This window comes from Candidatus Egerieousia sp., from assembly GCF_056211015.1.
Genome location: NZ_JBAELF010000050.1, coordinates 1 through 23,031 on the forward strand (window position 1 = coordinate 1; position 23,031 = coordinate 23,031).

Annotated in this window: 24 protein-coding genes; 14 read left to right on the forward strand and 10 right to left on the reverse strand. The window is 45.4% G+C overall.

What is annotated here, in order from left to right; translation table 11 throughout:
* Positions 1-194: 194 nt before the first annotated feature.
* Complete coding sequence (locus AC06L3_RS03770; protein ID WP_475669283.1) at positions 195-2,321, forward strand: transglutaminase family protein; 2,127 nt, start codon at positions 195-197, stop codon at positions 2,319-2,321.
* Here AC06L3_RS03770 and AC06L3_RS03775 read toward each other — a convergent pair.
* On the reverse strand, positions 2,318-2,923 hold the full coding sequence (locus AC06L3_RS03775; protein ID WP_475669284.1) for an HAD family hydrolase: 606 nt from the start codon (positions 2,921-2,923) through the stop codon (positions 2,318-2,320). The genes AC06L3_RS03770 and AC06L3_RS03775 overlap by 4 nt on opposite strands.
* 104 nt (positions 2,924-3,027) lie before the next feature.
* On the opposite strand from AC06L3_RS03775, the gene AC06L3_RS03780 reads away from it, so the two are divergent.
* The 6 genes from AC06L3_RS03780 to AC06L3_RS03805 are packed head-to-tail and all read left to right on the forward strand — an operon-like array spanning position 3,028 to position 8,017.
* Positions 3,028-4,011 carry a mechanosensitive ion channel family protein gene (locus tag AC06L3_RS03780; protein ID WP_475669285.1) on the forward strand — a complete coding sequence of 328 codons (984 nt, stop codon included), beginning with the start codon at positions 3,028-3,030 and terminating at the stop codon, positions 4,009-4,011.
* Positions 4,012-4,069: 58 nt separating this feature from the next.
* Positions 4,070-5,248 (forward strand): DUF5009 domain-containing protein, encoded by a 1,179-nt coding sequence (locus AC06L3_RS03785; protein ID WP_475669286.1) that lies wholly within the window; start codon positions 4,070-4,072, stop codon positions 5,246-5,248.
* A 52-nt stretch (positions 5,249-5,300) separates the two neighbouring features.
* Positions 5,301-5,837, forward strand: coding sequence for a hypothetical protein (locus tag AC06L3_RS03790; RefSeq protein WP_475669287.1), 537 nt, complete (start codon positions 5,301-5,303; stop codon positions 5,835-5,837).
* 31 nt (positions 5,838-5,868) lie between these two features.
* A complete protein-coding gene (locus AC06L3_RS03795; protein WP_475669288.1) occupies positions 5,869-6,921 on the forward strand; it encodes a UvrD-helicase domain-containing protein in 1,053 nt (350 codons plus the stop codon).
* Positions 6,905-7,000, forward strand: coding sequence for a UvrD-helicase domain-containing protein (locus AC06L3_RS03800; protein WP_475669289.1), 96 nt, complete (start codon positions 6,905-6,907; stop codon positions 6,998-7,000). The genes AC06L3_RS03795 and AC06L3_RS03800 overlap by 17 nt, the downstream gene beginning before the upstream one ends.
* Before the next feature lie 12 nt (positions 7,001-7,012).
* Positions 7,013-8,017 carry a 3'-5' exonuclease gene (locus tag AC06L3_RS03805; protein WP_475669290.1) on the forward strand — a complete coding sequence of 335 codons (1,005 nt, stop codon included), beginning with the start codon at positions 7,013-7,015 and terminating at the stop codon, positions 8,015-8,017.
* 47 nt (positions 8,018-8,064) lie between these two features.
* Here the strand turns inward: AC06L3_RS03805 and AC06L3_RS03810 are convergent, their stop codons facing one another.
* The 3 genes from AC06L3_RS03810 to AC06L3_RS03820 form a co-directional block, all read right to left on the reverse strand.
* Positions 8,065-8,421: a HigA family addiction module antitoxin gene (locus tag AC06L3_RS03810; RefSeq protein WP_475669291.1), complete on the reverse strand. Its 357-nt coding sequence runs from the start codon at positions 8,419-8,421 to the stop codon at positions 8,065-8,067.
* A gap of 1 nt (position 8,422) precedes the next feature.
* Positions 8,423-8,740: a type II toxin-antitoxin system RelE/ParE family toxin gene (locus AC06L3_RS03815; protein ID WP_475669292.1), complete on the reverse strand. Its 318-nt coding sequence runs from the start codon at positions 8,738-8,740 to the stop codon at positions 8,423-8,425.
* A 301-nt stretch (positions 8,741-9,041) separates the two neighbouring features.
* Complete coding sequence (locus AC06L3_RS03820; RefSeq protein ID WP_475669293.1) at positions 9,042-9,374, reverse strand: hypothetical protein; 333 nt, start codon at positions 9,372-9,374, stop codon at positions 9,042-9,044.
* A gap of 74 nt (positions 9,375-9,448) precedes the next feature.
* On the opposite strand from AC06L3_RS03820, the gene AC06L3_RS03825 reads away from it, so the two are divergent.
* The 5 genes from AC06L3_RS03825 (at position 9,449) to AC06L3_RS03845 (ending at position 14,594) form a co-directional block, all read left to right on the forward strand.
* Entirely contained in the window at positions 9,449-10,426 is a 978-nt protein-coding gene (locus AC06L3_RS03825) for a DMT family transporter (protein ID WP_475669294.1), read from the forward strand.
* A complete protein-coding gene (locus AC06L3_RS03830) occupies positions 10,427-11,365 on the forward strand; it encodes a DMT family transporter (protein WP_475669295.1) in 939 nt (312 codons plus the stop codon).
* A 6-nt stretch (positions 11,366-11,371) separates the two neighbouring features.
* On the forward strand, positions 11,372-12,946 hold the full coding sequence (locus tag AC06L3_RS03835) for a YfcC family protein (RefSeq protein ID WP_475669296.1): 1,575 nt from the start codon (positions 11,372-11,374) through the stop codon (positions 12,944-12,946).
* A 97-nt stretch (positions 12,947-13,043) separates the two neighbouring features.
* Positions 13,044-14,186 (forward strand): DUF4421 family protein, encoded by a 1,143-nt coding sequence (locus AC06L3_RS03840; protein WP_475669297.1) that lies wholly within the window; start codon positions 13,044-13,046, stop codon positions 14,184-14,186.
* Between the two features lie 33 nt (positions 14,187-14,219).
* Entirely contained in the window at positions 14,220-14,594 is a 375-nt protein-coding gene (locus AC06L3_RS03845) for a RidA family protein (RefSeq protein ID WP_475669298.1), read from the forward strand.
* Between the two features lie 13 nt (positions 14,595-14,607).
* Here AC06L3_RS03845 and AC06L3_RS03850 read toward each other — a convergent pair whose 3' ends face one another.
* Positions 14,608-16,839: a glycogen debranching protein gene (locus tag AC06L3_RS03850; RefSeq protein WP_475669299.1), complete on the reverse strand. Its 2,232-nt coding sequence runs from the start codon at positions 16,837-16,839 to the stop codon at positions 14,608-14,610.
* Positions 16,840-16,894: 55 nt separating this feature from the next.
* Here AC06L3_RS03850 and AC06L3_RS03855 point away from each other — a divergent pair, with 55 nt between their 5' ends.
* Entirely contained in the window at positions 16,895-18,826 is a 1,932-nt protein-coding gene (locus tag AC06L3_RS03855) for a hypothetical protein (protein WP_475669300.1), read from the forward strand.
* A gap of 4 nt (positions 18,827-18,830) precedes the next feature.
* On the opposite strand, the gene AC06L3_RS03860 is transcribed toward AC06L3_RS03855, so the two are convergent.
* The 4 genes from AC06L3_RS03860 to AC06L3_RS03875 all read right to left on the reverse strand — a co-directional run bounded on the left by AC06L3_RS03860 (position 18,831) and on the right by AC06L3_RS03875 (position 21,500).
* Positions 18,831-19,670, reverse strand: coding sequence for an HAD family hydrolase (locus AC06L3_RS03860; protein WP_475669301.1), 840 nt, complete (start codon positions 19,668-19,670; stop codon positions 18,831-18,833).
* Positions 19,671-19,702: 32 nt separating this feature from the next.
* Positions 19,703-20,473 (reverse strand): M15 family metallopeptidase, encoded by a 771-nt coding sequence (locus AC06L3_RS03865; RefSeq protein ID WP_475669302.1) that lies wholly within the window; start codon positions 20,471-20,473, stop codon positions 19,703-19,705.
* Between the two features lie 31 nt (positions 20,474-20,504).
* Complete coding sequence (locus tag AC06L3_RS03870) at positions 20,505-21,194, reverse strand: hypothetical protein (protein WP_475669303.1); 690 nt, start codon at positions 21,192-21,194, stop codon at positions 20,505-20,507.
* Positions 21,195-21,317: 123 nt separating this feature from the next.
* Positions 21,318-21,500: a hypothetical protein gene (locus AC06L3_RS03875; protein WP_475669304.1), complete on the reverse strand. Its 183-nt coding sequence runs from the start codon at positions 21,498-21,500 to the stop codon at positions 21,318-21,320.
* Positions 21,501-21,640: 140 nt separating this feature from the next.
* Here AC06L3_RS03875 and AC06L3_RS03880 point away from each other — a divergent pair, with 140 nt between their 5' ends.
* The gene (locus AC06L3_RS03880) at positions 21,641-22,420 is read left to right on the forward strand and encodes a PIG-L deacetylase family protein (protein ID WP_475669305.1); all 780 of its coding nucleotides are present in this window, start codon (positions 21,641-21,643) and stop codon (positions 22,418-22,420) included.
* A 67-nt stretch (positions 22,421-22,487) separates the two neighbouring features.
* On the opposite strand, the gene AC06L3_RS03885 is transcribed toward AC06L3_RS03880, so the two are convergent.
* Entirely contained in the window at positions 22,488-22,898 is a 411-nt protein-coding gene (locus AC06L3_RS03885; RefSeq protein WP_475669306.1) for a DUF2442 domain-containing protein, read from the reverse strand.
* Between the last annotated feature and the right edge of the window lie 133 nt (positions 22,899-23,031).

Below are 23,031 nucleotides of genomic sequence, written 5' to 3' on the forward strand. Positions count from 1 at the left end.
AAATTGCTAAGATGTCAACCTCGCACTTGCAGCCTTGTGAGTGCTCTCTCTTTTTGTGCCATTGGCTCAAAATGTATTAAAAACAAGTCAAATAACGCCGGAATAACCAGAAACGGCACAATTAATTTTCGTATGAAAATCTGGATGATTTCAGGCTCATTTACGCAGACAGCCTGTGCGAGCGCGTGGAAGGTATGACAATGGAGCAGGCCGCTCTGGAAATAAACCACTGGTGCCACGAGAGGATGACTTACATACCATCCGACGGCAGGACTCTGGGACCTATGGCTTCCATCAGATCAGGTCTTGGCCGCTGCGGAGAGGAATCGGTTCTGGCAGTCTCAGCCCTGAGGGCGGCAGGTCTTCCGGCCCGTCAGGTTTATACACCGCGATGGGCTCACACTGATGACAACCACGCCTGGGTTGAAGTATATGTGAACGGCGCATGGCATTTCATGGGAGCCTGCGAGCCTGAACCGGTGCTTGACATGGGATGGTTCAATTCATCGGTTTCAAGGGCAATGCTGCTGCACACAAAGGCCTTCGGAAATTATGACGGACCGGAGGATGTCATTTCCAGGACTCCCGTTTATACTGAAATCAATGTTATAAAGAACTATGTCCCTACCAGAAGAATAACTGTTACCGTTAAAGACACATTGGGCAATGCAGTTCCTGAAGCGAATCTGGAGTTCAAGATTTACAATTATGCTGAGTTCTACACGGTTGCAAAGTACAGGACCGATGAAAAGGGCCAGGCTTCCATTGATACCGGACTGGGAGACATTGTTACCTGGGCTTCAAAGGATGACAGATTCGGCATTGCAGTGGCATCCGCTGACTCTGCGGAACTGGTTCTTGACAAGACTTTCGGCAAGAGATACAGCATGGACCTTGATATTGTACCTCCGGTGGAGAAGCCACTGCCAAGCAAGGCAAGCGAGGAACAGATTGCCCTGAATGCAAAGCGTCTTGAAGAAGGCAACACAATACGTGAGTCAAGGGAACATCCTAAAACCGATGTATCTGCATATTTCCTTACAAAGAAAGATGAAATTGACGTAAGTCCTGAAGTGCTTGAGGACACCGAGAAAGGCCTGGCAATACTCTTCAAGACAAGGAGCAGGCAGTACGGCACTTCAAGGACCCAGGTTTGTGGAGACAGCATAACATCGAGAACAAATCTTGCAAGAGACAAGCAGGATGTAATGGCAGATAAATATATAGTATCACCAAGGGTGGAACTTGAGATGCTTTGTCCTTACAGATGCGCCATACTCAATTCAGGTCTGATTGACAGCCTCCTCTCCCCTGCTCAGGTTGCCCGGTGGGTGAAGGACAGCATAAGGATAGTTGAGTCACGGAATCCTCAGGAGCTTAGAATACCACCTGTCGCCGTGTGGGAAAGCAGGATTTCCGACAGGCCTTCACAAAAAATTTTCTTTGTAGCAATGTGCAGGACTCTGGGCTTTGCGGCAAGGATTGATGAGGTCACTTCCTCTGCGCAGTACAGGCTTGAGGACGGGTCCTGGGTTGATGTGGATTTTGATTCAGGCACACAGGAGGTTTCAGCGAAAGGCCGCCTTCAAACTTCATACAATGCCGGCGGCAGTCCTTTGAAGATGGCTGAGTATTACAAGCACTACACACTGTCACAGATATATGACAGATCGGCTCATTTGTGTGAATTCAATGAGAATGAGACAGTTGCCTCTGTAAATGATTTGAATGCAGGCTATTATCTGATGACCAGCGGAAACAGGATGGCCGATGGAAGCGTGCTTGCTCATCTTGAATTCTTCAACATAAATGCCGGTTCAAGCATAAAGATTCCTGTTGTCCTGCGCAGCAATGATTCCAAGCTTGCGGTGATAGGCAGTCTGGATGCGGAGCAGCGCTTCCTGCCCGAAAATGCCCAGGAATGCAGCATTCTTTCCGCTACAGGCCGCGGTTATTTCATGCTTTGTGTATTCGCCTCACACAATGAGCCAAGCATTCATGCAGCACAGCAGATGAGCGCAATGGCCCAAGCCATCAATGATTGGGGCAGGAAAGTGATTGTTCTTGGCAGCAGCGTAAAAGGTGAGAATGGAATTCTACCTGAAAAGTCAAGGCCGCAAGGTCTTGAGAATGTTGTGTTCGGAACAGATGTTGATGGCAGGATTGCATCAATGATAAAATCCGGAATGCACAGCAACAGCGCGAATCTTCCGCTCATTGTTGTTGCGGACAGTTTCGGAAGAATAATTTATTTCTCACAGGGATATAACACATCGCTTGAGGCACAATTGCTCAAAGTTCTGGCGCAGGCAGGAAACTAAAAGCTGGTCAACCGGCTCAATTCCTGCTCGAACTGAGCGGCGTTGAAGAACTGTATGGCGTGCATTCCTGCCTGACGTGCTCCAAGAATGTTGCTGAGCTTATCATCAGTGAACACGCATTCCTCGGCCTTGAATCCGAATTTCTCACAGAAACGCCAGTAAATGTCCACGTGAGGCTTTATCAGCTTTTCCTCGGAAGATATCAGTCTGTCATCCATCAGCTGGAGAATGTCGAACTTTTCTATGACTTCATATACATTGTTGCACCAGTTTGTCAGGCCATAGATTCCGTAGCCTGCCGCCCGGAGCCTGTGAATGAGTGAACGCATTCCAGGAATCTCCTCTGTGATGATCTCTATCTGCCTGTCGCGGAATACCTGAAGTTCATAATTCCATTGTGGATATTCCGTCTGCTTCTCCGCAATGAGATCCTCAAATGACGTCTCGCCCTTGTCCATCCTCAATACGAAATCCTCGTTGCACATCACCTCCTTGAACCTCTCCACTTCCGCAATATTCCCTTTGAAAAGAGGAATCAGGAATTGGTCGAATTCATAATCAACCAGCACTTTTCCAAAATCAAATACTATAGTCTTAATCATTATCTCAGTGTTTTCGGACTGCAAAATTACTATCTTTAAAAATATTCGCAACAATTCACTATTTTTGTATTGTGCTGTTCGATTAATAACGGTACTATTATATTATGTCAGGATTCTCAAATATTATACTTGCGGCCAGTAACACAAAACTTGTAGTGGCTGATTCATTGAAAACAATGTTTCTGGACACTACCGGCAAAACCGATATTGAAAAACATTTGATTTCTTCAATAAATTCGGTTTCCAGCACTCCTGCTGACCAGCTTGTAATGTCAATTCTGGACAAATTCATCCAGTTCGGAATCAAACTGCTGGCTGCAATTGCCATATATTTCATCGGCGCATGGCTCATACGTGTCATTAAAGGTTTCATCAGGAAATTTCTTTCCAGGAAGAAGGCCGAGCCTGCTGTGATATCCTTTGTAACCAGCGTTATTACCGCAATGCTATGGATAATTGTAATCATAATTGCCATTGGAACCCTTGGTGTGGAAACAACGTCTCTGGCAGCACTGCTTGCAGGTGGCGGCGTGGCTATAGGTATGGCAATGAGCGGCACAATGCAAAATTTTGCTGGCGGACTCATAATTCTGATTTTCAAACCTTTCAAGGTAGGCGATTACATTGAAGCCATGAATTATGAAGGCAGCGTGCTTGAAATGAACATTTCCTCCACCAAGATAGTTACAATTGACAACCGTGTAATAATTCTTCCTAACGGACCTCTGCAGAACGGAACCGTGAACAATTATTCCGCAATGCCATTCAGAAGAATTGACATGACAGTAGCAGTGGAATATGGAAACGATGCAGAACTGGTGAAGTCACTGTTATACGGCATTGCCGCTTCCGATGAAAGAATCCTGAAAAGCACCGGGGATGCACCAACGGCCGCACCTGTTGCCAACCCATTCGTATCAATTGCTTCACTTGGGCCCAGCAGCGTGAATTTCATTCTCAAACTGTGGGTGAACACAAAGGATTACTGGGATGTTTTCTATGTTCTTAACGAGAAGATATATGAGGAACTGCCAAGGAACGGTGTGAAATTCCCATTCCCTCAGCTCTCGGTTCATATGGAAAACTGAATGCATCATAACCTATATGTTTCGCAATTTTGTAGAGAATAAACAAAAAGCCTGCTTAATGAAATCATCAAGAATAGAAACGATTGACATCTTCCGCGCATTCACAATGCTCATGATGCTCTTTGTAAACGATTTTGCGGGCATGGAAGGCATTCCTCACTGGATGCACCATGCGGCAATGACTGAGGACATGCTTGGATTCTCCGACCTCGTATTCCCCGCTTTCCTTTTCTGCGTAGGTCTGTCAATCCCGTTCTCGGTTGCGGCCAGAAAGAAAAAAGGCGATACCGATGCCCAGGTCATTCTTCACGTGATAGAACGCTCGACCTTCCTTATAGTGATGGGCCTGTTCTCTATGAACGGCAAGGCTCCTGAAGGCGGCATTCCGCGCTATCTGCTTTCCATAGCGGTTGTGGTCTCATACTTCCTTCTCTGGAACTCCTATCCCAAAGCCCAGGGCGGCAGGAAGTGGCTTTACCGGGCTCTCAAGTTCATTGGAGCTGCCACACTCGTGGCGATAGTTCTTTACAAGGATTTCAACGGAATTCATTTTTCACACGGATGGTGGGGCATTCTCGGCCTGATAGGCTGGGCATACGGAATATGCTCAATAATATACATCTTCATTCAGGGCAGTCTTAAAAAGGCCCTTTTCGCATGGGGAGGCGTTACTCTGCTGTGCATACTCAACACTCTGCCCTGCATACCAAAGGACTGGTCCATCAACGCACTCTTCCTGAACTTCTACCCTGGTGGATGGACTCACCCAGCCTTTGTAATGGCAGGAACTGCAGCTTCTGCTGCTCTTATGAAATACAGCTCTCCTTCCTACAGGAAGCATGCTTTTCCACTTACGATGGTATTCCTTGCCGCCATCATGCTCTGCCTTGCAATAGCCAGCCATCAGATATGGATCATCTCCAAGATGCAGGCAACTCCGGCCTGGCTGTTCTATTCACTGGCTATCTTCTTCCCGTTTCTTGCCTTCCTTTACTGGATCTGCGATATGAAAGGAAAGACATCCTGGGCTGATTTCATGAAACCCGCCGGCACTGCAACCCTTACAGCCTACATGCTGCCATCAATCTGGTACGCGTTGATGAGCGCATTCGAACTTCACTACCCTCACACATTCAGTTACGGAGGACTCGGCCTGCTCCGCTCCTTTGTCTTCGGCATTGCCATCATATGCATAACCTGGTGCCTGGGCAAGCTCCACATCAAGCTCAAATTGTAACAATACTATCAACAAGTGAAAATTAATAAGGCCGCAAAAAAACTATACCACCATGCAAGAAAATAATAAGACCCTAATAGCTAAGGACTGGATTCAGAAACTCGCAAATGGAATCAACCCTCTAGATGGAAATGTGATTCCTGACAGCGACATTGTGAACAATGTTCACATTTCCCGCTGCCTTTTCTATGTTGCGGAGATATTAGATGCAGCAGTCAAGAAGGTTGGCAGAAAATCAAAGGAGTATGAACTTGATTTCAACATCAGCCCTGAGGATCTGGCAAAAGTGAACATTGAAGAAAAAACGTATATTTCCAATTTCGTTAAGGAAATAAACAAGTTTGTTCCAGAAAATATGAAGCCTATGTCATACGGCAAAATATTAAGCTGGCTTATTGCTAACGGTTACATAGAAGAAGTTGAAGTTGATAATCTTGGGAAAAAGAAAAAACCAACAGCATCTGGTTGCTCTATTGGAATATCTGCAGAGTTGAGAGAAGGAACAAGTGGACCATATTGGGCTGTAGTATACAATCCGAACGCTCAGCGTTTTATCTTGAATAATATATACGCTATTGCGGAATCCTAGATGTAAACTCGTTGCGGTATACACTAAACAAATGTCATTTCTAAGCAAACTATTCTCCAGACTTTCAAAGGTGCAAACATCCTCGGAAACATTGAGGGTGACTGGTGCGATGACTCCTGAGCATAAGCAGCTTGTAAAGTTCTATCGTGAGTTGAAGGAGTTGCTCAGCAGTGATAAGTATCTCGCTGTCAGCGATTACAAGGAGATTGTACCAAAGTATGCAGACATCTATAATTTCTTTCTGGCGCTGAAACGAGCGAAGGCTCTATCATTCTATTGCCAGCAGAACGACCTGCAGGAGAAATGGGTTGAAAAGCTCCTCCAGTATTACGTGGACATAGACGACTTCAAGACCATCCCTGCCTCAGTGGAGAGGCACAACAAGGAATATGTTGCCAAGCATCTGAAAACTGAGAAAGCTTATCTGGACACAATACTAAAGAAGGTGGATCCGGTTATCAACCTCGACGAAGAGCAACGACAGGTGGTGCTTTCCGATGAAGATTACACTTTGGTAATCGCTGGTGCAGGAGCTGGAAAGACGACAACGGTTGCCGCCAAGGTTCGTTACCTGGTTGAAAAGAAAGGCATCAGGCCGGAGCAGATTCTGGTAATCTCATTCACGAACAAAGCTGTTGGGGAACTTAGAGACAAAATCAACAAAGGTCTTGGAATTCCATGCCCTGTAACAACCTTCCACAGCACGGGATATGCAATCCTGCGCAAGAAAGAAGCTATGGGAAAGAATATCGTTGATGGCGGCTTTATGTTCAACGTCATAAACAACTATCTGAAGGGCAACATCCTCGAGCAACCGGAACTCGTGGACAAACTGATTCTGTTCTTTGGGAGCTACTTCGACGCACCATACGATGGCGATGACCTGAACACCTTCTTCAACTATATTTCCAAGGCCGACTTCTCTACCCTGAAGGGTAACATGAGCGAGTACACTGAGGAAATAATCAATAAGAGGACCGGAAAAAAGATATCTATCGCTCATGAAACGTTGCGATCAGCACAGGAAGTGTCAATTGCAAACTTCTTATATCTGAATAACGAAAGCATTGAGACAGATATGTGATGCAAAGATTATTGCCGTTGGTGATGACTGGCAGTCTATCTATGCGTATGCCGGAGCTGATATAACTCTCTTTACCTAGTTCCAGGAAGCTATGGGATATGGTCAGGAACTGAAGATAACCCGCACATACCGCAACGCACAGGAAATGATTGACATTGCAGGCAGTTTTATTCAGAAGAATGATTCGCAGTTCAAGAAAGCGCTTGTATCACCGAAGCATATTCAAGACCCTGTGATTATTGAATCCTATACGGAAGAGGTTGACAGGAAGCAGACAAAGGGCAAAGGCGGTAAGTACTACATGATTGGAAAGACCGTCGAAGACATTGTAGCCAAGATTCTTGAGGAAAATCCAAAGTCTTCAATCCTGCTGCTTGGTCGTTACGGATTTGATGCATATAAACTCAGTCTGTCAGCAGATTTCATATACGACGAAAAGACTGGTGGAGTGCAGTCAAAGAAATTCCCGGGAACAAGGCTTGAGTTCATGACTGTTCACAGAGCAAAAGGCCTTGGATTTGACAACGTGATTATCATCAATGCCCGCAATGAGTTGTATGGATTCCCATCTCAGATACAGGAAGATCCGGTATTGAAGTTCGTCGTGAAGGATGATTACTCGATTGAGTATGCGGAAGAGAGACGTCTGTTCTACGTAGCTTTGACAAGAACTAAGAACCGCGTTTATATCGTTGCTCCAGAGCAGCATCCGTCAAAGTTTGTCACTGAACTGATCAGCGGTTTCAAGAATGTGAAGGTCAACGGTAAGCTCAATGAAGATGATGACACTAATCCTGCAGATACAAAACGTTGCCCGATTTGCGGTTATCCGCTTCGGTTGAGATACAAGCCTCACTATGGACTGAAGTTGTGGTTATGTAGTAACGAGCCCGAGATATGCGACTTCATGACCAATAATCTCCGTGGTGGAGAGTTGTCTATCATGAAGTGTGACAAATGCCAGGATGGTTATCTCATTGTCAAGGAAGGCAAAGTGGAGCCCTTCCTGGGGTGCACCAATTACAAGTCAGACAAGTCCGGATGTAATGGATTTATGACAAAAGAATACTATTTGAAACACATAAAAGAGAAGTAGTATGAACTGGCCAATGGTGTCCTTATTCATACTTATTTCCATATCAGTTACGCTATGCCAAATGAGACAGCTCGCATTTGTTCAATGGAAGACAGTTTCATTTGGAAAGTAGAATTTTTCTTAGCTTCCATTATGCTATATCTGCATTGCAATTCGATGAGAGGTTCTGCATCTATTCCAAGTGCCGCCCCTATCAGCAGAGCCAACTCGGTTCCAAGCTGACGTTTTCCTTTCAAAACCTCATTGATAATTGTAGGGGAAACTGAAATTCTTCTCGCCAACTCACGCTGGGAAATGCCACGATATTCTATTTCATCACGAATCACCTCTCCAGGGTGGACAGCAATGTATGGAGTCAAGTTGTTGGCAATCATGTTGCTATTTGTTCCTATAATTTCTACCATACTACTTATAATGTTTTGATAATTTTTCAATATTAACAATTGTGGCCAATGTTTGTCCTTCTTCAGTCTCCTCTTTGAATTCTATCCTATATTGATCATTGATACGAACAGATGAAAGGCCTTCTTTGTCGCCATGTAAGTGTTCATAGTGAAGCGAGCCGTATTTCATCAACCCGAGTACATTCTCTTGTACAACCATTAAATTAATGATACGAACATATTTAGAAACAATAAATGGCTGAAACCTATACTTCTTGTCAGTTGTCTTTCCATCAGTATATAATTCTTTGAGGTAATCTTCGGTAAAAATTACAATCATATCGGCCAATTATTTGTTCACAAATATATGAACATTATTTGTATTTACAAAAATGTGAACAAACAATATGGCTCAGGTGCAAAACCATGTGTTCATGCAATCTGCAGTATGCCGGAGTGCAAGGCGCAGCCTAAACCGAAAATCACCATCCTCACATGAATGCGCCACACCACACTCTGGCGATGGTAAGCGTGGACGATGAGGCAAAATTGCCTCACCGTCCACGCCAATCCGCCTCAAAAAGCTATTCAAGGCCAATAGGTGTGGACGTTGATTTTCGGTTTAGGCATATCGTTCTGGATTATTTTCTGAGGTATTTTGTCCACGCATAGCATGACCTGTGACTTGAATAGTCCAGGTCATGCTGTTCTGCGTATGCTTCCTGCTCGAAACTTATGGAACGGTATGCCTGCATTGCATTCAGACAACGGGCCAGACGCACAAGCCATTCCAGGCCATACCATAAGTAAAAGCCAATGAACAGCATTTCCCTTTGCTGCAGGCTGTGAATCAGCTCGTGATTTCTGTCAATGTTCCTGAGCTCGCCCATATCCTTTCTTGCAAACACAAATCCCAGGATATTTATGGCAAAGAAATTGCCGAACGGGAAATATTTATTGTAAATGATTCTCAAAGCAAAGTTCCGTTTGCGGTATTGTTGACAAATATAAGTATTATCTTTGGGCTTTGATTTTTGATTGAAATATAATGTTATTCATATATGTTTTCATAGTCTTCCTTGCTTCCGTTGGCAGCCCCGTGCAGACTGCCATAAACAACAAGATGACACAGTATGTGCAGAGCCCTCTGCTGGCGGCATTCATATCGTTTTCTGTGAGCACGGTTCTCATTGCCGGAATCATTGCTTTTAACGGACAGCCACTTTCTCCGTTTACAGAATTCATTGGCAGGATTCCGCTCTGGCAGTGGCTTGGCGGTGTGATGGGACTCGTTGGAGTAACCTTGCTTGTGGTGATTTTCCCGAAACTCGGAGGAGTTCAGACAGTGCTCATCCCAATGCTGGGAATGCTCCTCACCAGCTTTGTCATTGAGATGTTCGGCTTCTTCGGTTATGCGCACAAGATAATCGAAGCCGATGATTTCATAGGATTCATATGCATTGTTGCCGCCCTCTGGCTTTACGCAACAGACACCGGCAAAAATGTGAGTCACGCCTGGCTCTACCGTTTCCTGGGCCTTGTTGTTGGAGTGGCGTTTGCGCTCCAGCCAGTTATGAACAGCCAGCTTGCAGTCTGGTACCAATCATCAATGTTCGCTTCCTGGATATCGTTTCTGGTTTCCGACATACTTTTTATACTGCTGATAGTCATTGTTCCTGCCTGCAGGCACAATTTCAAATATATTTTCCTATCTCATTCAAGCAAGTCCGAACATCGCCCCTGGTGGGTATGGACTGCCGGAGTCTGCGGAGCAATATATGTAATAAGCCTCACGTTCTTCACTGCAAGAATAGGTGTGCAACTTGTAACCATTGTTGGTGTGATAGGACAGCTGGCGGGAGGAACCGTGATTGACAAATACGGACTTTTCCATTCAAGCAGGAAGCCGATTGCAGCAAGACAGTACCTCGCTCTTGTCCTTGCCCTTGCCGGCACAATGATCATGAATCTCTTCAGTGTGCCAGTGAGCGGAATAGTTCATTTCCTTTCAAACATAAATCTGTAAATGGAATACCTTGGTGAAATAATATCACTTACAGTTGCCGTTTCCTGGACAGCAACCGCATTGTTTGCGGACATTGCCAGCCACCGCATTGGTGCAATGCCTTTGAATATCATTAGAATGGGTCTGTCAATAATATTGCTGGCCATATTCCTTTTCGTCCTCACAGGTGCACCCTACCCTCTTTACGCAAACAATCAGACCTGGTTCTGGCTCGGACTTTCGGGAGTTGTGGGTTACATTTTCGGTGACTACTGCCTTTTCAACTGCTATGTGGTCATCGGTTCCAAATTCGGCCAATTGTTCATGACCCTTGCCCCGCCGGTTGCAGGAATAGCAGGCTGGATAATGCTCGGCCAGCAGATGAAAGGAGTGTCATGGCTGGCAATGGCTGTAACTCTCTGCGGTATAGCAATTTCCATTCTGGCCAAAGACAAGGGCTCAAAAAAGGTTAAACTGAAATTGCCTGTAAGGGGTGTATTGTTAGGTATTGGAGCAGGTGTTGGACAGGGCATTGGACTTGTTCTCAGCAAGATAGGTCTTGACCACTATGCCAGCGTCCTCCCTGCCGACGCTTCATCGGAACTGCTGTTCGCAGTGCCTTTCGCAGGCACGATGATTAGAGCCATTTTCGGATTCATAGGCTTTTTCGCCATCATAACATTGATGCACTCCAACAGCAAGGTGGTTGCCGCACTGCGCGACAGGAAAGGGATGACATTCGCCTCCCTGACCACCATATTCGGCCCGTTCATAGGTGTCTCCCTCTCATTGATGGCTGTTCAATATGCAAAGGCCGGAATAGCCTCCACTCTGATGGCGCTGACCCCCGTGCTCATAATCGTACCGTACGCAATAATCAACAAACAGAAAATATCATTGAAGGAGGTGATTGGCACGCTGGTTACACTGGCCGGTGTTGCAATGTTCTTCCTGCTGTAAATCAATATGAACCCAAAGAGATTCCCCAACACATATATCATAATCTTTGCAATAATTGCATTGTGCGCAATCGCCACCTGGTTTGTTCCCGGAGGTGAATACGTCCATAACGCTGATGGCAGCACCACGTTCGTTGAGCAGCCCGCCCAGGCGCAGACCTGGCAGATCTTCACCGCTTTCCTGAACGGATTTACAAAGCAGGCTCCTATAATAATCTTTGTTCTGATAATCGGCGGCAGTTTCTGGATGGTGAACCAGAGCCGCGCAGTGGAAGTTGGTATCAAATCCTTTCTTGTCTGGACAAGGAAACTGGAGCGCAATGCACTGCTTGCGAAAATCGGTGTCAACAATCTCATCATGAGCCTGATAATGATTGTATTCTCGCTTTTCGGTGCAGTTTTCGGAATGAGCGAGGAAAGCATTGCCTTTGTTACAATACTTGTACCACTTGCAATCTCAATGGGTTATGATTCCATCACGGGTCTGTGCCTGGTTTATGTTGCGGCACACGTAGGTTTCAGCGGAGCCTTCCTCAATCCTTTCACAATTGGAATAGCCCAGGATCTGGCTCATATACCAATGTTCTCAGGTATGGAGTACAGATTCATATGCTGGCTGGTGCTTACTGCCATTCTCATTGCAGTTGTCCTCTGCTACTCCGCCAGGGTCAGACGCAATCCCGAATCTTCAATAATGTACAGTTATGATTCTTACTGGAGGGAGAATCTTAATTCGTCCAACGAGGACACGGTTTCCTATACCAACAGAAGCTCCTGGGTGTCTTTTGCTATCGCCATGTTGGCAATAAGCATTTTCACCTGCACTTACTCAGCCGGCTGCAGGATTTCAATTGGCAACAGCAGTTTCAGAGCTGTTTGGCTGCTGCCGGCTGCAGAACTGCTCTTTGTCTGGCTTTCCTTTGTAAGTTTGAAGAAGAGCGTGCACTTTTACGTACTTAACCTATTGTGTTTCACAATGGTATATCTTATCATAGGAACTCTTGCCTTCCAATGGTATCTGCCTGAAATCTCAGCTCTTTTCCTTGCAATGGCCATTACAATTGGCATTGCAACAGGACTGAGCGGCAACGATATTGTGAAATCCTTCCTTGAGGGGGCAAAGGATATAATGTCAACCGCGCTTGTGATTGGACTTGCCGCCGGCATTGTGATAATTCTCCGTGACGGCAGGATAATGGACAGCATACTTCACACACTTGAACTGTCACTGGCAGACAGCGGGAAGGGAGGAGCGCTTTCAATGATGTACGGATTGCAGACCTTGATAAATCTGGCAATACCTTCAGCCACTGCAAAGGCTGCCATAACCATACCTGTAATGGCTCCTTTTGCAGATCTGATAGGTCTTTCCAGACAGGCCACGGTGCTTGCCTTCCAGTTCGGAGACGGATTCACCAATATGATAACCCCCACTTCCGGCGTTCTGATTGCCGCTCTTGCAATGGCAAAGATTCCTTACGCCGTATGGGTGAAATGGGTCTGGAAGTTCATCCTTCTGCTAATTATCCTTGGCTTCCTGCTTCTTGTTCCAACTATCTGCATTTCTCTGCCTGGATTTTAGTTTTTACGGCATTATTCAGTAATTTTGCAATACTCGATTCACGAAATTATCAACCTGCTTGAAAGACTATAGTTACATATTTCATTGTCTGCTTCCGTTGCTGTTAATCATAGGAATTGATACCATTTCAGTCGCGCAGGACATTCAGGACTCCACCGTGGTTTCCAGGAAGCAGAGGAAGGTACTCGAGAAAGAAAGGATGTACGGCAGTGTTGAACGCGAAACCAAATTCGGCACGAATGTTCAGAAAATAAGCAGGACCATATATGTAATGAATTATAAAGGATATGATACCAATTACGTGGCTCTGCCCAAGCATCCGTTCCTGATAAATGTATCGTATCTCGGTCTGAATTTCAGACATACAATGTATGCGCCTAGTCTTGACCATCCGGAACTTGAAAGCAGTTCACTGCGGCTTACGAACAATATGACCCACCGCATAAACCTGGGCTTTTTCTACAGGGGGCTGGGTATGAACTTCGGCTTTGCACTTGGAAACAGGACCAGAAGGAATTTTGACCTTTCATTTTACGCAAGACGTTTTGGTCTTGAGATATCGCATCAAAGGATAAACAGGAGTCCCGGTGAGTTTGTGTACGGCGACGTGGATCCATACAAGGTAGGCACCCGCAAGGGGGAGGGAGTTGATGTGCAAAGCCTTAGATTAGGAGGCTTCCTTGTAATCAATCCAAAAAGATTCTCCTACCCTGCCGTTCTGAAATTCAGCACCATACAAAAGAAAACCGCTGGAGGATTCTTTGTTTCAGCCACATATTTCCATTGCAGCACTGACGCTTCCAAGGTTGTACCATATCAGATTGTCTATAATGCCAACAGATTTACAATCAAAAGCAACCAGCTGGCGCTCGGTGCAGGATACGGAATCAACATAGTTCCATCGGGGTGGAAGATATGTCTGCATGCCGCTGTCACTCCAACACTGCTGACCTCATTCCACGGCACTCTGAAATATGAAGGAGGCAATTCATTCAGCCCGAGCGAAGAGTACACTCAAAAGTTGAATGAATGGATGCAGATGCTCAAGGACAAATACGATGACAAGACAGACTTCACCTTCAGCCTTCAGTTCAGAGCCGGTGTGGTTTACAATGTAAGCGAACGCATAGTTCTTGGTGCTAATGTTGTTGTCAACGATTTCGAGACTGGAAATACTGCAATGTTCAAGGCTTCTACACATATCACGAATGTGATGGCAACATTCGGAATAAGGTTCTGAAGGGTAAACGATAATTCCTAAAATACAACAGATATGAAAAAAGTAATAGCAACAGAAAATGCGCCAAAGGCCATAGGCCCGTATTCACAGGCAATAGAACTCAATGGAACAGTTTACGTTTCAGGACAGCTTCCGGTAAATCCAGCAACAGGCGAAATGCCTGAAGGCATCGAGGACCAGACAAAGCAGTCATTGGACAATATCGGGGCAATACTAAAGGCAGCCGGCCTGGATTATTCAAATGTAGCAAAGACCTGCGTTCTGCTCAACGATATCAACAATTTCGGAGCAATGAATGCAGTGTATGCAAAATATTTCCCTGAGGCTGCACCGGCACGCGTATGCTACCAGGTTTCAGCCCTTCCTAAAGGCGCACTGGTTGAGATTGACGCCATTGCGGGAAAATAAACGGGAATAACCATTATCTGCAGACCAGAATCATAATGGAGCGTGCACCAAGCAGCACCTCCATTTTGTTTTCTATTACGGGCTCACAGCCAGTCTCGAATATGTCTTCAGGCTCCGGCATGGAGGTATTGACAGCTACACGCCATTTCATTCCATCAGGCATTTCAGGCAGTTCGAAAGGGTGCGCCTCCCAGTGCATGTTCATTATTACGTATATGAATTTGTCATTGACGGAAGCTTGTGAACAATTGACAAGTATTCCCAGGCAAAGCCCTCCGTAATTTTCATCTTCACTCCAAGCCTTGCAGCCATGCCAGGATAGATCCGGGTAAGCATTTGATTCACAAGCCTTATATTTATAATGATCGGGGCTTGAAAGCACAGGATGAGCCTTCCTGAAAGCAATCATTCTTTTGAAAAACCTGTGAATCCGCACATTCTTCTCCAGATTCTCCCATTCCACCCACGATAGTTCATTATCCTGGCAGTATGCATTGTTGTTGCCTTTCTGCGAATTGCCGAATTCATCACCTGCAAGAATCATTGGTATGCCCCTGCTCACCATAAGAAGGGTTACGAAGTTCTTTATCTGCCTTATTCTCAGATTGTTCACTTCTCTCAATGATTCGGGCTCAATACCATTTCCGCATGCAGCGGGCATTTCATCAGTAATTATGCCTTCATAACCGCAGTTCCAGCTGAAATTGTCATCGGAGCCATCCCTGCCATCTTCGCCATTGGCCTGGTTATGCTTTGAATTGAAGCTTACAAGGTCCATGAGTGTGAAGCCATCGTGAGCGGTCACGAAATTCACGGAAGCCCTGCTGCCCCTGCCCTGCCCAGCATAAAGATCAGGCGATCCGCAAAGCGATTCCTTGAGATTCCAAAGCACACTGCCATCACCTTTCACGAATCTTCGTATGGTATCCCTGTACCGTCCGTTCCATTCGCTCCAACGATTCCTGCAGCCGCAACGGAATGTTGAATCATCACAATTGATATCTGCACCGAACGACCCCAGCTGATACAGTCCGGCCGCATCCCAAGGCTCCGCTATGAGTTTGACCTTGGAAAGGACAGGATGCCTTGATATTTCATCCACAACAGCCGGCCACTCTCCGCGGATGTTCTGTGAATAACCATTGCTATCATTTGCTGAATTCCTGTAGAAAACCGACGCCAGATCGAATCTGAAACCATCTATGTGGAATTCCCTGACCCAATGGCAGAGGCTGTCAAGGATCATCTTCCTGGCAAGCTCTCCATTGCAGTGAATGGTATTGTGACAGCCTGTATAATCCACATATTCACCATTCTGCGAAAGAATGTAATAGGACTTGTTGTCTATTCCCCTGTAACTTATATACTCTCCGCTCCTGTCATATTCCGGGCTGTGGTTATACACCACATCAAGAATCACCTCAATGCCTGCAGCGTGCATTTTCTTAACGAAATCCTTGAGGTTGGCAATCTTGTCCTCAGCCGTTCCACCATTAAGGTAGGAAGCCTTGGGTGCGAAATAGCCGATGGAATTGTAGCCCCAGACATTATGCAGCCTACCACCGTCAGGAGCCTGATACTTGCAGTCAAGTTCATCGAATTCAAATATCGGCAGCAGTTCAACGCAGTTCACGCCCAAGTCCTTGAGATAAGGTATCTTTTCCAGAACTGCATCAAGTTTCCCTTTCAATGACTCGTCTTTTCCTCCATAACTGAAGTTATGCACGTTCAGCTCATATATCACAAGCTCGGAATCCTTGATATCAGGAGTCTTCTCATCTCCCCAGTCATATTTCCCCTCCACTATTGCTGAAAGCACCACTCTCCTTCCCTTTTCATCCACCTGCGATAGTTCAGCCCATCTGTCGAATCCGCTGTACATTCTGGCGTATGGGTCGGCCAGAAGCCTGCTCTTGTCAAACAAATGGCCTTCCTGCGGGGAGAACGGGCCATCGAAAGTGTAAGAATACAAATATTCTGTGAAGTTCAGGTTTTCTATGAAAATGGCAAAGGTATCGTTGAAACGGCAGGTCTGCGGAAAGACTATGGAGGCGGCCGCCTTGTCTGCAGTTATGGCGCCGGATTCCCCTGCATTGATATGAGCAAGCTCGAAGAGGTGCAAGGTGCAGGATGTTGCGTTTATGGAGCGGATAGCAAAATTCACTCCACCATCCATCACTGTAGCTCCAAGTAATTCCGGTATACCCTTATGGAACTTGAAATTATGAATGCCATTTGTTTTCATATAATTGCAAAATTAATCCTATTTTTGCATAAAAGAATTTTCAGCTAAAAAAGTTATGGGTAAAAGCACTTACAAATGGACATTCTGCAATGTTGGCGGAACAAGCCGCATCAACATTGCCAAGGGAGAAGACATTGCACATCTTGGAGAACTTGATCAGAAACTGTGGACAGTCCTTAGCTGTCCTACAACAGGGTTAGAATTCAATGCCAGGGCGCTTGAGGTTCTTGACTCCGACAAGGACGGCAGAATTCATGCCAATGAGGTAATAGCCGCCGCAAAACTGCTCACAGGCGCTCTCAAGGATTCCAGCAGCATCCTGCGCAGTGAGAACAGCATTGCACTTGATCTTTTCAACGAAAAGGATGCAAACGGTGCAGAACTCAAGGCCAGTGCTGATAAAGTGTTCGAGCTCACAGGCGAGAAGAAGCAGGCAGTATCTCTGGTAGAAATAGATTCAGCCCTGAAGATTCTTGCAGACAAGGCCGGAGAAGATGCAAAGAATGACGGTGTGCTTCCATACGGAGACAACTCGGACGCTGTTCTTGATGCTGTAAAGGCTATCAAGGCAAAGGTTGACGATTATTTCATCCGCTGCTCGCTCGTTGAGTTCAATAACGCCAGTCTTGAAAAGCTGGATGTATCTGCTGAAAGAATAGGTCTTCTGGCTGAGAAAGACACCAACAGCTGCTGGGATGAGATAGCTTCATATCCTTTGACACAGCTTTCAAAGGACGGTCTGCTTCCAATGAACCAGCCTGTAAACCCTGCCTGGGCCGCTCAATTCAAGACTCTGAAGGAAATGGCAGTTGCCGTTGACTATTCGGGTGCTGTTACAATCAGCAAGGCTCAGTGGAATGCAATTGAAGCAAAGCTTGGTGAATATGCCGCCTGGAAAGAGGAGATTGCCAAGACTGCAAGTTCATTCAATGAGACCAAACAGGCTGATGCCAAGGCTATCGGAAAACTTGCAGATTTCGTTGTCCTTTACGAACATTTCTATCACTTCCTCAGGAACTACGTTACTTTCAATGATTTCTATTCACGCAAGGAAAATGAGAAATCAATGTTCCAGGCCGGTGAGCTTTACATTGACCAGAGATGCTGTGATCTCTGTATCAAGGTCAGCGATATGGGCAAGCAAATGGAATCAGCGGAAATGAGCGGCATGTTCCTTATATATTGCAAGTGTCATAACAAGATTACCGGAGAAAGCATGATGATTGCCTCGGCAGTCACAAGTGGTGACATAGGCTACCTCAAACCCGGCAAGAACGGTCTGTTCTATGACAGGCAGGGCAATGACTGGGATGCAACCATAACCAATGTCATAACCAACCCTATCAGCATCAAACAGGCATTCTGGATGCCATACAAACGTTTGTGGAGCTGGATAACAGAAAAACTGAACAAAAGCGCAAAGGAAAAGGAGGAAGCATCAACGGCTTCTCTTATATCAAGTGCTGAAAGCGCAACTGCCAATGCCGCCGAAGGTCAGGCTCCTGCGCCAAAGACTCCGTTTGATATTGCAAAATTTGCCGGAATATTTGCTGCAATAGGTTTGGCTTTGGGCTTCATTGCCTCTGCCGTAACCAATCTCCTTGATTATCTCAAAACCCCTTGGTTCGCCCCAATTCTTTTCATTCTTGGAATAATCGTTGTCATTTCAGGACCTTCAATGTTCCTGGCATGGACAAAATTGAGGAAACGCAATCTTGCACCTATACTCAACGCTAACGGCTGGGCTCTGAACGCAGCCGCAATGATAAAGATAAAATTCGGTGCAACTCTCACCAGCGAGGCTGAGTTCCCGAAACTCCAGCTTATTGACCCTGCAGTGGCAAAGCAGATGCGCAGGAACAGGAGGAGACGTATCTTCTGGACAACATTTGCAATAGTCCTGATTCTTGCCGGTATTTTCGCATGGCTGTGGTTCTCAGGAAAGATCTGCAGCATCTGCTGCTGGATCAGCGGCCTGTTCGCTTGATGATTCAGTCCTCCGCAAGCTTCAATAGATCCTCATCCGCCTTGATTTTGCGGATGAGGGTTTTTATTATGGTGTCGAGCTTGCTGCCGTTGCTGTAGTCGGCAGGGCACCAGAAATTCACTCTGTTCTGTTTGAACAGTTTCCTGGCAATCCTCTCCTTCTTTGCATTTTCAGGCTCGAAAACAGCCAGGGAAGTACCTCCAAGCTGTTTCACCATTTTCATGCAAGGAACATCAGTCTCTCCATCTCCAAAGTAAATCATGTTCCTGAACTTCACTCTCTTGTCCTCGTCGGGCATTGATTCATTTATAAGGACAGAATCGCTGATGCTGAAAATGCCCTTGTTTATCTTGTATAGGAACTGTGTCTTGTTCGTGTAGTTGATTGCCGAAGCAGGCCAGATTGCATCACCTTCTTCATTATAATAATAACAGCTGGCGAATATGGCCTTGAACTTGCCGGCTATTGCTGTTCCGTCAATGATTTCCTTCATTCCGGAAGAGTTGATATAATGCTCAACAATAACTCCGTTCTCCCTGCCATATTCACAGGTTCTGTCGAACCAGTCAAGCACGCCCTTGAAGAACTGAACGCTGCGCCCGTATTCGGTAAATGCCTCCCTTCTTATAGACAAGCCCTTTTCCTTGGCTTTCTGCAGCATGTACAGCATATAAATGAGAACATTGTCGGAATCCTGCTCCTCGGCCATCACCTGAGTGTGGCCCCAGAAGTCGGACACCTCCTGACCTACGTCGGGAATGAATGAGAACTCCTGCATATTGCCTGGCGCCAGAGTGCCGTCAAAATCATATACAAGAGCAACTATAGGCAACTTTTCTTTCATGTTTCCGGAATTGGAATGAAACAATACACTTTCTAATAATCTGCCAGAACCTCAAGTTCCTCAAAGAAGATATTCTTGAGCGTGTAAATCTCCTTGTGAGAGTAGTCGAAGTTGTAATGCCACCACTCGTCTTCATATTTGCTGAACCCAACGCTTTCCATAAGGTCACCAAGCAACTGCCTGTTCCTGATTGCCTCCTCCGGAATATCCATGCATTTCCAGGAAGCCTTCTCAGAGAAAGTGTCGAACTCGCTTGGCATAAGGCAGTAAGTGCTGTCTGCCAGATTGTAAAGTGCCAGATCAACCGCCGAGCCTCTGTTATGATTGGAACCTGTGCGAGGAGATGCAACGAATGTAGTGTCTGAATACACTTCCTTGAAATAAACTGTTGCACTGTAAGGTCTGTATCCATCGTAAAGGACAATGCCAAGACCAAGTTTCTCCAGACTGTCGGCAACTATCTTCAAAGCCCTTGCCGCAGGTCTCACCAGATATGCGCGAGGCATTGTATATACCTGAGTTCCTGTGAAATTGTTGTCAGTTGCATAACGGATATCAAGTATTATGTTAGGAATATATCCTTCAAGATTCACCAATCTGTTCAATGTGTCCTTTGCGGTTATTTCCAGATACTCCTCAACTGTGTTGAGAATATTCAGATTGTATGGATTCTCCTTGCTCTGCATTCGGGCAAGCAGTTCCGCCTTTAGAGCTGCGGTATGCTCTTCCTGCTTCTGCGCATTGCTCTTGCATGAAACCGCTGCAATTGCACACAGCGCCAATATCAAAATATATTTTTTCATGGAACTTGATTTGAATTATTATCACTGGTTATTAGAACAGATCCGAGAAAAGGTCAGGCTCCGCTTCCTTCTTCTTTTTCCTGGAATATTTTGCACTGCGATAGTAATCTGAATTTTCAGCAGCCTTTCTTGCAGACTCTTCAACAGCTTTCCTTGCCGCTTCTTCCTCAGCAGCTTTTCGAGCTTCTTCTTCTGCAGCTTTTCGGGCTTCTTCCTCAGCAACTTTTCTGGCTTCTTCTGCAGCTTTTCGAGCCTCTTCTTCAGCAGCTTTTCGAGCTTCTTCCGCGGCAGCTCTGGCTACAGCCTCTTCATGGGCATTATATTCTGATGCGAGCTTATTGAAAGCATCCTTCAGATACGAGAACTCATCAGTGGAAATGACAGCCTCGAGCTTGCTCAACAGATCATTCAGGCCTTCATTGCCTGCATCTTTCCTGATTGTGAGATTGCCAAGGGAGAAGTCCGGATTGGAATATCTGTAGTATTTCTTCTCGTAAACTTCTATTGGTGCGCCATAGCCGTTAACAGGATCACGCATGAACTCAATGTCTGCCTGCATTGTCCTGAGTGAAATCCTTTCATTTGATTTCAAGGACTTGGACAAAGCCCTGGTACATTGCAGGATAAGGTCGTTAAGGGAGTATTTCCTTGATTCGTTGCGAAGGCAGGCATCAATGGTCTTGTGCCTGAGCAAAGCCTTTGATTTAGAAATTGCGGACATAAGTTTTTGTCAATTAATTCACTACAAATATACTAAACTGCAGGCAATACCCAATAAAAAAAGAGACTTCCATTTTAAGGATGTCTCTTATTAAAGATCTTTAATAAAAAAACCTTTCAGAAATTACTGAGCAACTACTGTTGTGTCAGCCTGAGCGCATGTGCAAGAATCGCACTGTGTGCATGTGCTGTCACATGTGCACTCGGTAGCCTCAACTACTTCCTCAACGATTTCTTCTTCCTGAGCGGCGTTGTTTCCGCAAGCAACAGCAGCGAAAGCGATAGCTGCGATTGCAAAAAGTTTCATAGCTTTCATTGTCAAAAAATATTTTTTAAAACGTGTGCAAAGATATATTTTTTTCCCTATCGTTGTATAGGATATTAAAAAATATTTTATTATATTTGAGAAAATATGCATTATTTACTCAATTAATTGTATTTCAACGTATGAACAAACTATCAAGACGTGAAATGTTGAAGGCTGGAGGAGCATTGGCCGCTTCCTTGGCAGTCACTGGTTCCCAGGCTTTTGCAGCTGATGCAACAGCTTCCGAACGGGTCAAGGCCGGCAAAAGGAAAATCATGATAATAGGTGCTCATCCCGATGACCCTGAAACAGGTTGCGGCGGCACAATGATAAGACTGGCAAAGGCCGGACATGAAGTGATTTCCGTCTATTTCACCAGGGGCGAACGCGGAATCCCAGGAACAGGTCTTGATGAATCGGCAAGAATAAGGACAGCTGAAGCAATTGAGGCCTGCAGACTGCTTGGTGTGAAGCCGGTATTCATGACTCAGATAGACGGTGACTCAGAAATCACGCAGGAGCGCTACAATGAAATGCACAAGCTGATTGAAGAGTATAAGCCTGATATAGTATTCGCACATTGGCCAATAGACAGCCACAGGGACCATGCGAATTGCTCAAACCTTGTATTCGACGCCTGGATAAAGATGGACAAGCCTTTTGAACTGTATTATTTCGAAGTATGTTCAGGAATCCAGACAATGCAGTTCTATCCAACGGATTTTGTTGACATCACTTCAGTTGTTGAGCTCAAACGCAAGGCCTGCTTCTGCCACATGAGCCAGGGCCCTGAACGCTGGTATGAAAAGGAGCATGGCCGCATGGAGGAATTCCGCGGCATGCAGTCGGATGTTGAATATGCCGAGGCTTTCGTCAAGTTCCAGAAAAGCTCCTGCGATCTGCAGAAACTGCTTGATTGACACAGGCAGTCACAAATAAGTCATTTCAGTAAATATCAGAAGTCAGGAACAGAAGAGAACTATCAATCTATAATAACATCAGTGAACTATACTCTACCCCAAGTTTATTTATTTCTTCAACTATCTGGCGCTCCCTGGCTTGTGAAGGCTTCTTGAAACCGTTGATGTAGTTTCGTAGAAGTGTTGCGTTGATGCCTGCACGCTTGGCGAATTCGGCTATGTTGATTTCCTTGTGATTAAGGAAGAATTCCTGGAGAGGAGTTGGGACAGCATCGTCATACTCGAAACTCTCGAACGAGATGTCCTCATCCAAGTTTCTCCAATGAAAACCGTCAAAACCTACTGAATATTTCTGTCTCTCCTCATCTGAAGCATCCTTTAATGCAGGATACCAGAGAAGGGACTGTTTCAAAGTCCTTCCCTTTTCATCTGTTGCATATATGAACTCTGCATCGAATCGGATGTTCCCTAATTTCATACGAAAATTAATTGTGCCGTTTCTGGTTATTCCGGCGTTATTTGACTTGTTTTTAATACATTTTGAGCCAATGGCACAAAAAGAGAGAGCACTCACAAGGCTGCAAGTGCGAGGTTGACATCTTAGCAATTTT

Bases quoted from the DNA above. Each gene is read 5' to 3' on its own strand.
- AC06L3_RS03830 (WP_475669295.1), top strand. From the start codon at position 10,427: ATGGAATACCTTGGTGAAATAATATCACTTACAGTTGCCGTTTCCTGG.
- AC06L3_RS03790 (WP_475669287.1), top strand. From the start codon at position 5,301: ATGCAAGAAAATAATAAGACCCTAATAGCTAAGGACTGGATTCAGAAA.
- AC06L3_RS03850 (WP_475669299.1), bottom strand. From the start codon at position 16,839: ATGAAAACAAATGGCATTCATAATTTCAAGTTCCATAAGGGTATACCG.
- AC06L3_RS03870 (WP_475669303.1), bottom strand. From the start codon at position 21,194: ATGTCCGCAATTTCTAAATCAAAGGCTTTGCTCAGGCACAAGACCATT.
- AC06L3_RS03795 (WP_475669288.1), top strand. From the start codon at position 5,869: ATGTCATTTCTAAGCAAACTATTCTCCAGACTTTCAAAGGTGCAAACA.
- AC06L3_RS03785 (WP_475669286.1), top strand. From the start codon at position 4,070: ATGAAATCATCAAGAATAGAAACGATTGACATCTTCCGCGCATTCACA.
- AC06L3_RS03845 (WP_475669298.1), top strand. From the start codon at position 14,220: ATGAAAAAAGTAATAGCAACAGAAAATGCGCCAAAGGCCATAGGCCCG.
- AC06L3_RS03875 (WP_475669304.1), bottom strand. From the start codon at position 21,500: ATGAAACTTTTTGCAATCGCAGCTATCGCTTTCGCTGCTGTTGCTTGC.
- AC06L3_RS03885 (WP_475669306.1), bottom strand. From the start codon at position 22,898: ATGAAATTAGGGAACATCCGATTCGATGCAGAGTTCATATATGCAACA.
- AC06L3_RS03770 (WP_475669283.1), top strand. From the start codon at position 195: ATGACAATGGAGCAGGCCGCTCTGGAAATAAACCACTGGTGCCACGAG.
- AC06L3_RS03825 (WP_475669294.1), top strand. From the start codon at position 9,449: ATGTTATTCATATATGTTTTCATAGTCTTCCTTGCTTCCGTTGGCAGC.
- AC06L3_RS03805 (WP_475669290.1), top strand. From the start codon at position 7,013: ATGGGATATGGTCAGGAACTGAAGATAACCCGCACATACCGCAACGCA.
- AC06L3_RS03780 (WP_475669285.1), top strand. From the start codon at position 3,028: ATGTCAGGATTCTCAAATATTATACTTGCGGCCAGTAACACAAAACTT.
- AC06L3_RS03860 (WP_475669301.1), bottom strand. From the start codon at position 19,670: ATGAAAGAAAAGTTGCCTATAGTTGCTCTTGTATATGATTTTGACGGC.
- AC06L3_RS03815 (WP_475669292.1), bottom strand. From the start codon at position 8,740: ATGATTGTAATTTTTACCGAAGATTACCTCAAAGAATTATATACTGAT.
- AC06L3_RS03855 (WP_475669300.1), top strand. From the start codon at position 16,895: ATGGGTAAAAGCACTTACAAATGGACATTCTGCAATGTTGGCGGAACA.
- AC06L3_RS03865 (WP_475669302.1), bottom strand. From the start codon at position 20,473: ATGAAAAAATATATTTTGATATTGGCGCTGTGTGCAATTGCAGCGGTT.
- AC06L3_RS03810 (WP_475669291.1), bottom strand. From the start codon at position 8,421: ATGGTAGAAATTATAGGAACAAATAGCAACATGATTGCCAACAACTTG.
- AC06L3_RS03880 (WP_475669305.1), top strand. From the start codon at position 21,641: ATGAACAAACTATCAAGACGTGAAATGTTGAAGGCTGGAGGAGCATTG.
- AC06L3_RS03835 (WP_475669296.1), top strand. From the start codon at position 11,372: ATGAACCCAAAGAGATTCCCCAACACATATATCATAATCTTTGCAATA.
- AC06L3_RS03775 (WP_475669284.1), bottom strand. From the start codon at position 2,923: ATGATTAAGACTATAGTATTTGATTTTGGAAAAGTGCTGGTTGATTAT.